The sequence below is a fragment of the Pseudomonas crudilactis genome, from assembly GCF_013433315.1.
GTDB classification, from domain to species: domain Bacteria; phylum Pseudomonadota; class Gammaproteobacteria; order Pseudomonadales; family Pseudomonadaceae; genus Aquipseudomonas; species Aquipseudomonas crudilactis.
Window position 1 is genome coordinate 342,897 of the sequence record NZ_WXVV01000001.1, and the last position, 14,361, is coordinate 357,257.

Sequence of the window (14,361 nt, forward strand, 5' to 3'; positions counted from 1 at the left end):
TGAGGGGGCCAGAGGATACCTGCAAGCCCGAACCATCTCTGTAGGAATAATCCTCTTTGTTAGTGGGTTTAATCGTCGAAAATCGTGATGCAACGTACATTTTTATTCGTCAACGAGGTTGCATTACCGGGAGAACTTCACTCTCCCGGCAATGCAATAACAAGGATTGCCGATTAAGGAGCAGGCGCAGGATTCCAACCCGGTTCCGACTCGCAGTACAAGTAGTCACCGTTGAGCAAGTAAACCACCATTTCTTCAACTTCCGATGTAGGTACAGTCGGCGTGGAGTACCAGATTTTCACATAGCCCGCATAAAACTCGGCTGGATCAGGTGGGGTATCAGGAGGACGAGGAAGATTGCGAATATTCGGTGTATACGGAACTTCCCATAACATACCAGCCGTTAGTTCCGTCGGGGTGATAGGACGAGTCTCACTAAACACGGTATCGGCCGGTGCATCTACGGTATAAGCGTCGTCATGCCAGCCTTTCCAATTGAATGTGATGTCCATCCCGGCGGTGAAATGATCATTGGGCTGGATCTTGAACGTCGCAACGTGATCATCCCCCGTCAAACTCTCGCAAATGATGTCTGGATATTCGGTGCCATCGGTCGGTGGACGTTGGAATACCGGTTTATCGAGGACGATGACTACAGTGTTGACAGTTACCGTCTGTTTTTCCGCCTCTTGAGTATTATTTCGAGCCGGGTTTTCATAAATCCACCAAGCTTCTTTAGGTCCAATACCACCCGGACCGACAACGGTATATGGCAACTCTACCGGAATGACTGTATTGATATTCGACGTAGTCACTGACACTGAATTAACGATAATTTCGCCTTGATTCCCGAGATACATCAGAGTGACCAGATCGCCCGCTTCGGGATCGGGAAATGTCGTCCCGGTTGTGACAGGCGATACATCGATATGAGCTATGGCTGTTTGATCGACGTCATGAGGGCCGAGTACGTTGTCGGTGACAGGGGCCTGGCCGCGGACAATCAGTTTCCGGAACTCGGGATTAACCTCAGGGGGCGGGTTCGTCGGGTCGACGGTATAAGGCGGATGCGTCGAGAAATCTGTTTTTACAGTTTTCGTTCCATCGTCGATCGATAAACCGCCACGCATCAAGTCAGCTTTGACGACCACGTCCAACTCAAAATTCGTTCCCGTCTGGTTATCAAAGTATTGTTTGCTCAGACTCGACCATGGAATGGTGAACTCCAGCTCTGGGAGTGCATTGAATTGGAGATCCTGGGCTGGTTGATCGCCGTACGTCAGGCTCACTCCGTCGGTGCCGATTGTATCTACCAACCGGCTGACTTTTACCTTCACACCTGCACGCGCATCATTTAAATCGATCAGACCATCCTCGTTTGCCGGGATGGTAATTACGCCCAATTTAGGAAGTGGCAGAAAACGTACGTTTCTGAAATACACGCCCCATGCGCTCTGGTTGCCAGCAGCATCAGTAATAATGAACCAGATGAACGCCCGGCCGCTCGTTACCTTGCGCAGCTCTGCGGTCGGGATGGACAGCCTGCCACCGGTGGGCATTGGCCCGTTAAAAAAAGGCGGCACTTGCGGAGGGTTGGTACGTATTCCTGCCACGTACAGGGTCAACGTGTCATCCGCCTGAAAGTTGGGGTAGCTGGTACCAATTTCTACCTGCAATCCCCCTGAGTTACCTGGCAGGTTCGCCCATGCGTCATCGAGATCGCCGGGGGCATTTGGAAACGTGGCTGGCGGAACTGTTCTGGCGCCAGGGGTCTGCCCGGGATTTGTACCTGTTTGTGCAGGTTTCGCCTGCCAGGCACCGGTACGGTCGATAAAAAACTGCATTACATCACCGGTCAGCGGGTTGAGCCCCCGCTCATACAGAACGCAACGAACCCAGATCGGCGTCGGTCCGACCGGGGTTGCATCTTCGCCCAGATAGTCGGTAGGCACTGTGATCGGAAAATCTACAGGGCGGGTGGCCAGGTCACCGAGATTCACCCTAGGTAACCGCGTGAAGTCCGACGGCAACGGATTGGCCGGAGGTTGAGTTCGCGTGACATCAAGGGCGATCTGATCCCTGTTGTTGGGGTTCAACCACACATTAGTCTTGACCATCAGTGTCAGCGGGCCGCCCACAGGGATCGCGGCTATCGGAATAATGTTCCCGGTTGGACCGCGCCCATCCGGTAACTCCGGGGTAGGCGCAGCCAAAATGCCCATTGGTGACCCTGACGCCGTTGTTTGAATACTTGTCATGTGCTTTCTCCATTGCGTAGAAAATGTCTTCAATCCATGCATCTTCGACAATGGCGAACGCCGCCAACTGCAGTCGTGATATCGCTGCCACTATTACGCTCTGATCAAGTCATCCAACTTGAGTCAGCGCAATATTCGCTTTGTCCCGGAATCACCCTGTCTACTTTCACCAGCCCGGTAAAAGAGCGAAATATAGGAATTCCATTTCGCAACAACTGGTAATTGACGGTCGCTGAATGGTTGTTTCGCATCGGCTCTATATGTGAGGCAAATGGTTTTATCACCAACTTCACCGCTTGCTTGTTTACAACATCAGTCACAACTTCATTGAATTCGAACTCTGGCGTTAATGGATCTACTAGTTCTCCTGGCCCGTATAGAGAGCCCCATGCTTGCCAATAAACTCTGAGGACATCGTTGAGATCAAATAAATCATCAAAAGGAATCTCGACGCGCACCCCTTCCCAGATAAACAAGGATTCCGGATCGTCGGGATAATTTTTATGACAACCGATATACCCCCAAATGTCTGCGTCGGGAAAACCCGCCTCTTTCAATCGTTGCGGTGGCGCAACGATTGCATAGGTCAGGCGTCGTTTTTCCGACGTCGTCGGGTTGATCGAACGTACCGTATAAAACAACTCGAACGTCGCCACATCCGGTAGTTTCTCGGGAGCCACTGAAATACGAAATTCCACAGCATCGTCCGCGACCCCATATTCGGCCCAAGCGACAAAATCGGGGTTACCAACAATGAAAATCTCCACACGGTCTTTGCGCGCGCCAGAAACAGGAAAACTCAGCCAGCGGTCAATCACGCAGACGATGCCGACTTGCTTTGCATCCGGCGGCAATGTTCCGGCCGGATCTTGGGGGTCAACTCCGTCCACTCGCGGAAGGCTCAGGAGCACAGCGGAACTCAATGTGCTACTGGCTGTAATTGGCGCTTTGGTCGGCATGGAGTCTCTCACTGGCTGGTCATCTTGGCCTGAAGAAATTAAGCGCTGCTATTGGGAAACTGCCTACTGTCAGATCTGACAGGTAAAGCAGCCGCCTGTCGGAAATTCAACTTGCCATGAATGTTTCTGACGCATTTGAAGGTTGACGGCCCGGGTCTGATAGTGTCTTCTGAAACCGGTTTCAGCGGTATTTGCACATTGAAACGCTACCCTCCAAAAATAAGGTCTACCGAATTGAACGTCTTTTCTGCCGCTCAGCGCAGCCGCGTCACCATGCTTGACGTCGCCGAACGCGCAGGGGTCTCCAAGGCCAGCGTCTCGCGCTTCATCGGCGATGACCGTGCCCTGCTCTCCGATACCATTGCCCTGCGCATCGAGCAGGCCATCGCGGAACTCGGCTATCGCCCCAACCAGATGGCTCGCGGCCTGAAACGCGGGCGTACCCGCCTGATCGGCATGCTCGTCGCCGATATCCGTAACCCTTATTCGATTGCCGTGATGCACGGGGTGGAAACCGCTTGCCGTGCGCACGGTTACAGCCTGGTGGTGTGCAACACCGACCGCGATGACGAGCAGGAACGCCAGCACCTCGCACTGCTGCGCTCGTACAACATCGAAGGGCTGATCGTGAACACGCTGGGCCATCATCGTGATGAACTGCATGAGCTGCGTCGCGAGATGCCGCTGGTGCTGGTGGATCGCAAGGTCGACGGTCTCGACAGCGACATGGTCGGGCTGAACAACCCGCAAGCCGTGGAGATGGCGCTGGCGCATTTGGAGCAGCGCGGTTATCGGGATCTGGTGCTGGTCACTGAACCGTATGACGGCACCAGTTCGCGGATCGAGCGGGTCAGCAGTTTTCAGGCGCAGATTGCCCAGCGCTCGGCGCTGACTGGGGCGGTGCTGGAAACCGGCGATGATCTGAGCGCACAACTTCAAACCTTTTTGAACACACCCGGCAATGGCCCAAAAGCGCTGTTTTGCGCCAATGGCGTTGCGGCGTTGGCCGCGACGACGGCGTTGCACCAGATGGGTTGCCGGTTGTTCGAGGATGTCGGGCTGATCGCTCTGGATGATCTGGATTGGTATCCGTTGGTGGGCAGCGGGATTACCGCGCTGGCTCAACCGACGGCCGAGATTGGCGCGCGGGCGTTTGAGTGTTTGCTCAAGCGTTTGCGTGGGGATGATGAGGTGGCGCGGGTGGTGGATTTTGCGCCGGTGCTGGTTGAGCGTGGGTCGACCATTGGGATTTCAGGTGTTTGAGCTGACGCCTTCGCGAGCAGGCTCGCTCCCACAGGTGATCGCATTCCATTGTGGGAGCGAGCCTGCTCGCGAAGGGGCCAGCAAAAACAACACATCACTCATCGATATTTTTTTGAACAAAAATGAAACCGGTTTCAGAGGTCAATAACAATGAACAAACCCGCCGTTTCCATCAGTCTGTCCAGCTACGGTGCCGAGCTCGTGCGTCAGCGAGGGCAAGCTTCTTTTATCGACGTTCTGGCTGCGGCCGGGGCCAATCGCATCGAGTGGCGCGAAGAATTGCTGACCCGTGAAGACCCTGCGCAACTGGCCATGGCCACTCAGGCGCAAGGCTTGCAAAGCATCTATTCCTCACCCACCGAACTGTGGCTGGCCGGTCAGGCGCAACCGAATCCCGAATTGATTACCGCGCTGCAACAGACCGAAGCGTTCGGTTCGAAATGGCTGAAAGTTTCTCTCGGTTACTTCACCGACAACAATGATCTGCAAGCCTTGGCCGAACGCTTGCAGCACAGTCCGGTGCAACTGCTGGTGGAAAACGACCAGACCTTGCACGGCGGACGCATCGAACCGTTTCAGCGTTTCTTCGCCGCCGTCGAGCAGCACAATCTGCCAATCAAGATGACTTTCGATATCGGCAACTGGCAGTGGCAGGACCAGTCCGCCACCAGCGCTGCACGCCTGCTCGGCCGGCATGTCGGCTATGTGCACTGCAAAGCCGTGGCCCGCCGCCCCGACGGCAAACTGGTGGCGGTGCCGCCCGCCGTCAGCGACCTGCATCTGTGGGAACAACTGCTGCGGCACATGGCCCAAGGCGTTATGCGCGCGGCCGAATACCCGTTGCAGGGCGAAGATCTGGTGCAACTGACCACCGAGCACGTCGCCGCCCTCGCCCGCCTCGGCCAATCGCGTCTGGAGCCTGCTCATGTCTGAGATCGATATTCTTTCGTTCGGCGAGACCATGGCGATGCTGGTCGCCGAGCAGACCGGTGATCTGGCGGCGGTCGAGCACTTCCACAAGCGCATCGCCGGAGCTGACAGCAATGTCGCGATCGGGCTGTCGCGTCTGGGTTTCAACGTCGCCTGGCTGAGTCGGGTTGGCAATGATTCGCTCGGGCGCTTTGTGGTCGAGACCTTGATCAAGGAAGGTCTGGATTGCAGCCATGTCGATGTCGATCAACAGCACCCGACCGGTTTCCAGTTCAAATCGCGCAATGACGACGGCAGCGACCCGCAGGTCGAGTATTTCCGGCGCGGTTCGGCGGCCAGTCATCTGTCGCCGCAGTCGATCTCGACAAGCCTGCTGAGCGCTCGCCATCTGCACGCCACTGGCATTCCACCGGCGCTTTCCGCTTCGGCGCGGGAGATGTCTTTCGAGCTGATGACACGCATGCGCAATGCCGGGCGCAGCGTCTCGTTCGATCCCAATCTGCGCCCGAGCCTGTGGGCCAGCGAGCGCGAAATGATCACCGAAATCAACCGCCTCGCCGCCCTCGCCCATTGGGTGTTGCCGGGGCTGAGTGAAGGCCGCTTGCTGACTGGTTTTGACGATCCGGCGGACATTGCCGCGTTTTATCTCGATCAGGGCGCTGAGGCGGTGGCGATCAAGCTTGGCCCGGAAGGCGCTTATTACCGAACGCACCTGGCGTCGGGATTTGTCGCCGGTGTGCCGGTGGCGCATGTCGTCGACACGGTCGGTGCCGGTGACGGCTTTGCAGTGGGGATGATCAGTGCCCTGCTCGAACAGCAGAGTTTTGCCGAGGCGGTGCAGCGTGCGAACTGGATTGGCAGTCGGGCGGTGCAGAGTCGCGGGGATATGGAGGGCCTTCCAACCCGCCTGGAGTTATCCGTTGAATTTGAGGCCGCCTTCGCGAGCAAGCTCGCTCCCACAGGGGAATGCATTCCAAATGTGGGAGCGAGCTTGCTCGCGAAGAGGCCAGCCTGATCACCGCAAATAATTGAACCTGCTGCGACAAAAACAACAAGCTCAGGAGCAAGACCCATGAAAACCGCAACCCTCGCCACCCGCCGCTGGTGGTACATCATGCCCATCGTGTTCATCACCTACAGCCTGGCGTATCTCGATCGCGCCAATTACGGCTTCGCCGCTGCGTCCGGCATGGCTGCCGATCTGATGATCACCCCGGGGCTGTCGTCGCTGCTCGGCGCGCTGTTCTTTCTCGGTTACTTCTTCTTCCAGGTGCCCGGCGCGATCTACGCGCAAAAACACAGCGTGAAGAAACTGATTTTCGTCAGCCTGATTCTCTGGGGCGGCCTCGCCACGCTGACCGGCGTGGTTTCCAACGCCTATTGGCTGATCGTCATCCGTTTCATGCTCGGCGTCGTCGAAGCCGCTGTGATGCCGGCGATGCTGGTCTATCTGTGCCACTGGTTCACCCGTGCCGAACGCTCGCGGGCCAACACTTTTCTGATCCTTGGCAACCCGGTGACCATGCTATGGATGTCGGTGGTTTCGGGTTATCTGGTGCAGCATTTCAGTTGGCGCTGGATGTTCATCATCGAAGGCCTGCCGGCGGTGCTCTGGGCATTTATCTGGTGGCGCCTGGCCGATGATCGTCCGTCCGAGGCCAAGTGGCTCAACGACCAGGAAAAGCAGGATCTGGAAAGTGCGCTGGCGGCTGAACAGGTCGGTATCAAAGCGGTGAAGAACTACGCCGAGGCCTTCCGTTCGCCGAAGGTGATCATTCTGGCGCTGCAGTTTTTCTGCTGGAGCATCGGCGTTTACGGCTTTGTGCTGTGGCTGCCGTCGATCCTCAAGGCCGGCGCGCAAATGGACATGATCGAGGCCGGCTGGCTGTCGGCGCTGCCGTATCTGGCGGCGGTGATCGGCATGCTTGTGGTGTCGTGGGGTTCGGACAAGTTGCAGAAGCGCAAACGCTTTGTCTGGCCGCCGCTGCTGATCGCATCCATCGCGTTTTACGGTTCTTACGCGTTGGGTGCTGAGCATTTCTGGTGGTCGTACACGCTGCTGGTGATTGCCGGCGCCTGCATGTACGCGCCTTACGGACCGTTCTTTGCCATCGTCCCGGAGATTCTCCCGGCCAACGTTGCCGGTGGCGCGATGGCGTTGATCAACAGCATGGGCGCGCTCGGTTCGTTCGGCGGCTCGTATCTGGTCGGTTATTTGAACAGCTCCACCGGTTCGCCCGGTGCTTCGTATCTGCTGATGAGCGGCGCGTTGCTGTTGTCGGTGGTGCTGACGATTTTTCTCAAGCCCGGCGCCAGTGATCGCGTCGTCGCCAAAGCCGTTGCCACGCCTGCCGTGCCAGCGCATTCCTGAAGAGACTTCTGCCATGAAAAAACAGGTCGTGTTGTACAAGAAACTTTCGCCCGCGCTGATGGCGCGTCTGCAGGAACAGTACGAAGTAACGCTGATCAATAGCCTCGATGCCGACGGCCTCATGCAATTGCGTGATGCCCTGCCCCGCGCCCACGGTTTGCTCGGCGCCAGCCTGAAGCTCGATGCGGCGTTGCTCGATCTCGCGCCACAACTCGAGGCCATTGCCAGCGTATCGGTGGGTGTCGATAACTACGACATCGATTACCTGACCCGGCGCAAGATCCTCCTGAGCAACACCCCGGACGTGCTCACCGAAACCACCGCTGACACCGGTTTCGCGCTGATCCTCGCCGCCGCGCGGCGTGTGGTGGAACTGGCGAACATGGTGCGCAGCGGTCAATGGAGCCGCAACATCGGCCCGGCGCATTTCGGCACCGATGTGCATGGCAAGACGCTGGGCATCATCGGCATGGGTCGCATCGGCGAAGCGCTGGCGCAACGTGGGCATTTCGGGTTTGGCATGCCGGTGCTCTATCACAGCCAGTCGCGCAAGCCGGCGGTCGAGGCGCGTTTTGATGCGCAGTATCGAAGCCTTGAAGACTTGCTCAAGCAGGCCGATTTCATTTGCCTGACCTTGCCGCTGACGGCGCAGACTGAAGGCTTGATCGGCGCCGAGCAGTTCGCGCTGATGCGACCGGAAAGCATCTTCATCAATATCTCGCGGGGCAAAGTGGTCGATGAGGCGGCGATGATTGATGCGCTGCGTCACCAGCGGATTCGTGCGGCGGGGCTGGATGTGTTTGAGCGCGAGCCGTTGCCGCATGACTCGCCGTTGTTGCAGCTGAGTAATGTGGTGGCGACGCCGCACATGGGCTCGGCAACGCATGAAACGCGCGAGGCGATGGCGCGGTGTGCGGTGGAAAATCTGCTCGCGAAGAGGCCGCTACAGGCAACACAAAACCATCAGGCGCTGCGCATCTGCAGAAGCTGCGCCGCACAAAGCGCAATCCGCGCACAGGCATCCGCCAGTTTCACCCGATCCAGCACCAAACCAATCCTGATATGCCCTGCCGCACTCGGCCCGAACGCCTCACCGGCGAGGACCGAAACCCCATAGCCCTCCAGCAACTGCTCGGCAAACGCCTGAGCGCCCAACCCGGTCTGGCGCACATCGACCATCACAAACATGCCGCCATCGGGGCGAATCGGGTACAGCCCCGGGCAACCGCTCAAACGCTCGCAGACCAGATCCCGGCGCAGGCGATATTCCTCACGCATCTGCGTCACTTCCGGCAAATCTGTTTCCAACGCAATCTGCGCGGCTTTCTGCACAAAATCCGGCAGCCCAAAGAGCATGCTCAACGACAAATTGACCAAATGCTCGGCCAACGATTTCGGCCCGATCATCCAGCCGAGGCGCCAGCCGGTCATGGCGTGGGATTTCGACAGACTGTTGATGGTCGCCGTGCGTTCAGCCATGCCCGGCAGACTCGCCGGGCTGACGTGCTGACCTTCATAAAGCAGATCGCTGTAGACCTCGTCGCTGATCAGCCACAAGTCATGCCGCACGCACAGTGCGGCCAGTTCCTGCCAGATCAGCAGTGACAGGCTCGCACCGCTGGGATTGTTCGGACTGTTGAGCAGCATGGCGCGGGTTTTCGGGGTGATGCGCGCAGCGACATCGACCGGGTCGACACGAAAACCGTTTTCCGGGCGCACCGGCACCGGCACCACCGTTGCGCCGCAAGCGCCAAAAACGCCTTCGTAGGTGACGTACATGGGTTCGGCGACGATCACTTCATCGCCCGGATCCAGCAAGCATTGCGCCACCGAATACACCGCGCATTGCGCACCGGGCATGACGATCACGTGGTCGGCATCGACCGCTTGCCCGCTGCGCCGACGATGGCGTTCGGCGATCAGCTTGCGCAGCGCCAAACGACCACGCACTTCGGAATAATGGGTATCGCCAGCGAGCAAACTGTCGATCGCGCCGTGAACGATCGGCAGTGGCGTATCGAAATCCGGATCGCCCACGCTCAGCAGCAGGATATCGACACCCTCGGCGCGCAACTCCAGCGCTCGGTCGTGAATCTGCCAGGCGGCTGCTCCTTCGCCGGCGATTCGTTGGGTCAAGGCTGAATAGCGCATGTACGTCTCCTGATTGCGCGGTCTCCAGCCTTCACCGTATCTCAAATCACGAAACGCGCCACCATGGCGTTCAAATCCACCGCCAGACGCGACAGTTCGTGGGTCGCGGCACTGGTCTGGTTGGCCCCGGCAGCCGATTGCGTGGCCAGATCGCGGATGTTGACCAGGTTGCGGTCGACCTCGCGCGAGACTTGCGCCTGTTCTTCCGAGGCGCTGGCAATGACCAGGTTGCGCTCGTTGATCTGATGGATCGACTGGGTGATCTGCTCCAGCGCCACGCCGGCCGCGCGGGCCATTTCCAGGGTGGACTGGGTGCGCTGGTTGCTTTGCTGCATCGAGGAAACCGCCTCGCCGGTGCCGTTCTGAATGCCGGCGACCATTTTTTCGATTTCCTGAGTCGACTGCGCCGTGCGATGAGCCAATGCCCGCACTTCGTCCGCCACCACGGCAAAACCACGTCCGGCTTCCCCGGCGCGCGCCGCTTCGATGGCCGCGTTGAGTGCCAGCAGGTTGGTCTGTTCGGCGATGGCGCGGATCACGTCGAGCACTTTGCCGATATCACGGCCCTGGGCGGCGAGGCCTTCGATCATGTGCGCGGTGTTCTGCACGTCGTGGGTCATGGTCTGGATCGCGTCGACGGTTTTTACCACTTGATCGCGACCTTCGCGGGCGGCGTGGGTCGACTGGTTCGAGGCTTCGGAGGTCGATACGGCGTTGCGCGCGACTTCCTCGACGGCAGCGGTCATCTCGTTGACAGCAGTGGCGGCTTGTTCGATTTCATTGTTCTGCTGCTGCAGGCCACGGGAGGCCTCTTCGGTTACTGCGCTGAGTTCTTCGGCAGCGGCGCCCAGTTGCGTGGCCGAGCCGGCGATCTGCTCGATGGTTTTGCGCAGGTTGGTCTGCATGGCGGCGAGCGCTTCGAGCAGGCGGGCCGGTTCGTCCTTGCCGTCGACTTCGATGACTTTGGTGAGGTTGCCGCCAGCAATGGTTTGCGCGGCCTGCACGGCTCTGTTCAGCGGCGTGACAATACTGCGGGTCAGCAACCAGGCCAATAGCACGGTGGCAACGGCCGCGAATACGGCGACGATAATGATGCCGGTGATGGCGCTGTCATAATGTTGGCCGGCCTGAATCGACGCTGTTTTCGCGTCGGAAGCATTCATGGCGATCAGTTTGTTGAGCTGTTCGCCCATCTGGTCGGTGCCGTCCTTGATGCGCGTGTTGATCAGGGTGCGCATCTCGTCGAGTTTGTCCTGACGCGACAGCTCCATCATCTGATTCTGCGCTTGCAGGTAGTTGTCCAGCGTGGTCGCGAAGGTCTGGTACAACGCCCGCTCTTCCGGGCCTGCCGGCAGTGCGGCATAACTGGCCTGCGCGGCGTGAACCTTGTCGACCAGAACGCCGATGCGGGTCTGCGCTTCCTGCAACCCGGCCGCTTCGCGATTGACCAGCACGCGGAACGACAGAATCCGCAGACGCAGGACGTTTTCTGTCACTACGGCAAGTTGCGTCACGCTGGGCAGTTGCGTCGAATCCATCTCGACGGACGCCTGACGGATGATCGACATGCGGTTGACGGCGAACACGCCGAGGACGATCACCAGCAAGGCGATAAAGGCAAAACCGAGGAAGGCACGGGGCGCGATATTCAGGTTACGCAGGGACATAGTTGAGCTCTCGGAAGATAGAAACTACGAGCGTCCATGCGTCATCACTGGCCCGAGGGGGGCGGGTCCAGTCCGGCGTCACTGTTTTAGGAAGTTATGTGCGCGCCTGTCAGCTGTATCGGCCAGGCTTGAGGAAGATTGCGGGTCAGGGGCAACTATTTTTCAGGGTGTTACAAGATTGAAACACCCTGTGGACCCGTTTCACACGTTGTGTTTCGCCATCTGCCAGACGCGGGCAATATCGGTAGCGCGTTCGCGCAACAGACGCGGAGCCTCGGCGCAGGCCTGCTCCAGCGTCATCGGGCCACTGGTCACGGCGAAGGCCGCATCGATGCCGTGATCGTAAAGTTCTTGGTAACCCTCGCCCAAGGTGCCGGCGATGACAATCACCGGTACATCGTGTTGCTTGGCAATCCGCGCCACGCCGAATGGCGTCTTGCCGCGCAAGGTCTGGGCATCGAAGCGCCCTTCCCCGGTGATCACCAGATCGGCACCTTCAACGGCTTCGGCGAGGCCGACCAGTTCGGCAACCACTTCAACCCCGGCTTGAAATTGCGCGCCGAGAAAAGCCTTGGCGGCAAAGCCCAAACCACCCGCCGCGCCACTGCCCGGTTCGTCGCGAACGTCTTTGCCCAATGCCTGAGCACACAGTTCGGCGAAGTGCCCCAAGGCCTGATCGAGTTGCTGCACCTGCGCCGGTGACGCGCCTTTCTGCGGGCCAAAAATCGCCGAGGCACCGTGCGGGCCGCACAGCGGGTTATTCACGTCAGCGGCGATATCGAAACGCACCTGCGCCAGACGCGGGTCGAGTTCGCTCAGGTCCAACTGCGTCAGTTGCGCCAATGCCAAACCACCGGGTACCAGCGACTGCTGCTGCGCATCGAGCAACTTCACACCCAACGCCTGCATGGCCCCGGCGCCGCCATCGTTGGTCGCGCTGCCGCCAATCGCCAGAATCACCCGTTGCGCGCCGGCATCCAGCGCGGCACGGATCAGTTCGCCGGTGCCGAAGGTGCTGCTGATGCAGGCATCGCGCTGCCCCGGGGGCACCAGTTGCAGGCCGCTGGCCTCGGCCATTTCGATGATTGCGGTGTGGTTGTGTGGCAACCAGCCCCACGCGGCGTCGACGGGAGTGCCCAAAGGGCCGCGCACACGGGTACGGCGCAGTTCACCTTCGCAGGCGGCGAGGATCGATTCGACCGTGCCTTCGCCACCATCAGCCATCGGGCATTTGACCAGTGTGGCCTGCGGCCAGACCTGCGCCAGGCCGAGGGCAATGGCTTCGGCGGCACCTTGGGCACTCAGGCTGTCCTTGAACGAGTCGGGGGCGATGACGATCTTCATGCTGATTCTCCGGTTGCAATGGCCCTCATGCTGCCAGTCGGCTTGCGCCTTGACGCCTGTCCGCTGCACAAGTGGCGTGGGCGTTTATTGTTCATTTTCACAAAAGATCTGTTTTTGAATGTTCCGCCGCCTTCGCGAGCAAGCTCACTCCCACATTTGAAATGTATTCCCCCTGTGGGAGCGAGCTTGCTCGCGAAGGCGTCTTTGAAGATGCCCAATTAACCCGGATCTGTCTGTGGCAGCAGCTGTACCCCGAGATACAGCGCCAGCATCCCATCGAGCCGCAGCGGATCAACCCCACTCAACTCGGCAATCCGCTCCATCCGATAACGCAGGCTGTTGCGATGAATCCCTAAAGCATCGGCACACGCCTGACTCTGGCCATCGTGTTCACACCAACTGCGCAGCGTTGCCAATAACTGGCCGTTGCCATCCTTGGCGATCACCTTGCGCAACGGTTTGAGCAATTCGTCCAGTGCATCGTCATTGCGATGGCGCCACAGCATCACCGGCAACCGATAGCGGCTCAGCGTCAGCAATCGCGAATGCGGCAACACTTCCCGGCCATAGGCGAGCAAATCACCGACTCGTCGATAACAACGGCGTAGGCCGGCCAGTCCATCGGCCTGCCCGCCGACGGCGATGCGCAGAATCTTCCAACCCAGGCCATCGAGCTTTTCCAGCAAGCGATCATGCTCGACGTGCTGACTCGCCGGCCGACACCAAAGCAGAGACGACTTCGCCGAACTCACGCACCAACTGTCCGGATAACGCGACATCAGCCAGGCACTGAGCGCCTCGACGGTTTGCCCCGGCCCATGTTCAAGACCCAGCTCGAACAGATACGGCACTCGCGTCAATTGCGGTTTGAGCCCCAACTGCTGCGCCTCATCGATCAGTCGCGGCGAATCGCCCGCCTCGCTCAGCAGCAACGCCAGCAGATCATCGCAACGCTGGCGCCGCCATTGCTGCTCGGCCTGCTGATTGCGCTGGCCGACGAGCATCTCGGCGGTCATGCGCACCAGTTCGGCATACGTACGCAGTTGCTCTGGCTCACCGGTGATGCCGAGCACGCCGATCAAGCGCTGATCGAGCAACAGCGGCAGGTTGATGCCCGGTTGCACGCCTTTCAAATGCACGGCGGTCTGCGCGTCGATCTCCACCACTCGACCGTTGGCCAGCACCAGTTGCGCACCCTCGTGGCGGGTGTTGATGCGCTCCGGTTCGCCGCTGCCGAGGATCAGCCCCTGACTGTCCATGACGTTGACGTTGTACGGCAAAATGGCCATGGCCCGGTCGACGATGTCCTGGGCGAGGTCGTGATCGAGTTCAAACATGATGGGCAAGATCCTTGAAAAACGCGGCAGTCGGTTGTTCACCCGCACAGGGTCTGGCGGCAAACCCTGTGCTCAGGCACA

10 protein-coding genes and 1 pseudogene are annotated in these 14,361 nt (G+C 59.2%); 5 read left to right on the forward strand and 6 right to left on the reverse strand.

Annotation, left to right across the window (positions count from 1 at the left end; genetic code table 11):
- Positions 1-173: 173 nt before the first annotated feature.
- A complete protein-coding gene (locus GTU76_RS01420; RefSeq protein WP_180697907.1) occupies positions 174-2,258 on the reverse strand; it encodes a hypothetical protein in 2,085 nt (694 codons plus the stop codon).
- 104 nt (positions 2,259-2,362) lie between these two features.
- On the reverse strand, positions 2,363-3,217 hold the full coding sequence (locus GTU76_RS01425; protein WP_180697908.1) for a hypothetical protein: 855 nt from the start codon (positions 3,215-3,217) through the stop codon (positions 2,363-2,365).
- A gap of 234 nt (positions 3,218-3,451) precedes the next feature.
- On the opposite strand from GTU76_RS01425, the gene GTU76_RS01430 reads away from it, so the two are divergent.
- The 5 genes and pseudogenes from GTU76_RS01430 to GTU76_RS01450 all read left to right on the forward strand — a co-directional run.
- The gene (locus tag GTU76_RS01430; RefSeq protein ID WP_180697909.1) at positions 3,452-4,480 is read left to right on the forward strand and encodes a LacI family DNA-binding transcriptional regulator; all 1,029 of its coding nucleotides are present in this window, start codon (positions 3,452-3,454) and stop codon (positions 4,478-4,480) included.
- A 150-nt stretch (positions 4,481-4,630) separates the two neighbouring features.
- A complete protein-coding gene (locus tag GTU76_RS01435) occupies positions 4,631-5,413 on the forward strand; it encodes a sugar phosphate isomerase/epimerase family protein (protein ID WP_180697910.1) in 783 nt (260 codons plus the stop codon).
- Positions 5,406-6,425 carry a sugar kinase gene (locus tag GTU76_RS01440; protein ID WP_180697911.1) on the forward strand — a complete coding sequence of 340 codons (1,020 nt, stop codon included), beginning with the start codon at positions 5,406-5,408 and terminating at the stop codon, positions 6,423-6,425. Before GTU76_RS01435 ends, GTU76_RS01440 begins: the two co-directional genes overlap by 8 nt.
- Positions 6,426-6,482: 57 nt before the next feature.
- On the forward strand, positions 6,483-7,781 hold the full coding sequence (locus GTU76_RS01445; RefSeq protein WP_180697912.1) for an MFS transporter: 1,299 nt from the start codon (positions 6,483-6,485) through the stop codon (positions 7,779-7,781).
- A 13-nt stretch (positions 7,782-7,794) separates the two neighbouring features.
- Positions 7,795-8,715 (forward strand): annotated as a pseudogene (locus GTU76_RS01450) (2-hydroxyacid dehydrogenase); the annotation flags it as partial.
- 29 nt (positions 8,716-8,744) lie between these two features.
- Here the strand turns inward: GTU76_RS01450 and GTU76_RS01455 are convergent.
- The 4 genes from GTU76_RS01455 to GTU76_RS01470 all read right to left on the reverse strand — a co-directional run bounded on the left by GTU76_RS01455 (position 8,745) and on the right by GTU76_RS01470 (position 14,280).
- Entirely contained in the window at positions 8,745-9,932 is a 1,188-nt protein-coding gene (locus GTU76_RS01455; RefSeq protein WP_180697913.1) for a pyridoxal phosphate-dependent aminotransferase, read from the reverse strand.
- Positions 9,933-9,973: 41 nt separating this feature from the next.
- Positions 9,974-11,599, reverse strand: coding sequence for a methyl-accepting chemotaxis protein (locus GTU76_RS01460; protein ID WP_016984444.1), 1,626 nt, complete (start codon positions 11,597-11,599; stop codon positions 9,974-9,976).
- A 201-nt stretch (positions 11,600-11,800) separates the two neighbouring features.
- On the reverse strand, positions 11,801-12,943 hold the full coding sequence (locus tag GTU76_RS01465; RefSeq protein ID WP_180697914.1) for a glycerate kinase: 1,143 nt from the start codon (positions 12,941-12,943) through the stop codon (positions 11,801-11,803).
- Positions 12,944-13,161: 218 nt separating this feature from the next.
- Positions 13,162-14,280, reverse strand: coding sequence for a sugar diacid recognition domain-containing protein (locus GTU76_RS01470; RefSeq protein WP_175554441.1), 1,119 nt, complete (start codon positions 14,278-14,280; stop codon positions 13,162-13,164).
- Positions 14,281-14,361 lie beyond the last annotated feature (81 nt).

What these genes read in the sequence shown, in the direction of transcription:
- GTU76_RS01420 (WP_180697907.1), bottom strand. Translation starts at nt 2,258, where the DNA reads ATGACAAGTATTCAAACAACGGCGTCAGGGTCACCAATGGGCATTTTG.
- GTU76_RS01425 (WP_180697908.1), bottom strand. Translation starts at nt 3,217, where the DNA reads ATGCCGACCAAAGCGCCAATTACAGCCAGTAGCACATTGAGTTCCGCT.
- GTU76_RS01435 (WP_180697910.1), top strand. Translation starts at nt 4,631, where the DNA reads ATGAACAAACCCGCCGTTTCCATCAGTCTGTCCAGCTACGGTGCCGAG.
- GTU76_RS01440 (WP_180697911.1), top strand. Translation starts at nt 5,406, where the DNA reads ATGTCTGAGATCGATATTCTTTCGTTCGGCGAGACCATGGCGATGCTG.
- GTU76_RS01445 (WP_180697912.1), top strand. Translation starts at nt 6,483, where the DNA reads ATGAAAACCGCAACCCTCGCCACCCGCCGCTGGTGGTACATCATGCCC.
- GTU76_RS01455 (WP_180697913.1), bottom strand. Translation starts at nt 9,932, where the DNA reads ATGCGCTATTCAGCCTTGACCCAACGAATCGCCGGCGAAGGAGCAGCC.
- GTU76_RS01460 (WP_016984444.1), bottom strand. Translation starts at nt 11,599, where the DNA reads ATGTCCCTGCGTAACCTGAATATCGCGCCCCGTGCCTTCCTCGGTTTT.
- GTU76_RS01465 (WP_180697914.1), bottom strand. Translation starts at nt 12,943, where the DNA reads ATGAAGATCGTCATCGCCCCCGACTCGTTCAAGGACAGCCTGAGTGCC.
- GTU76_RS01470 (WP_175554441.1), bottom strand. Translation starts at nt 14,280, where the DNA reads ATGTTTGAACTCGATCACGACCTCGCCCAGGACATCGTCGACCGGGCC.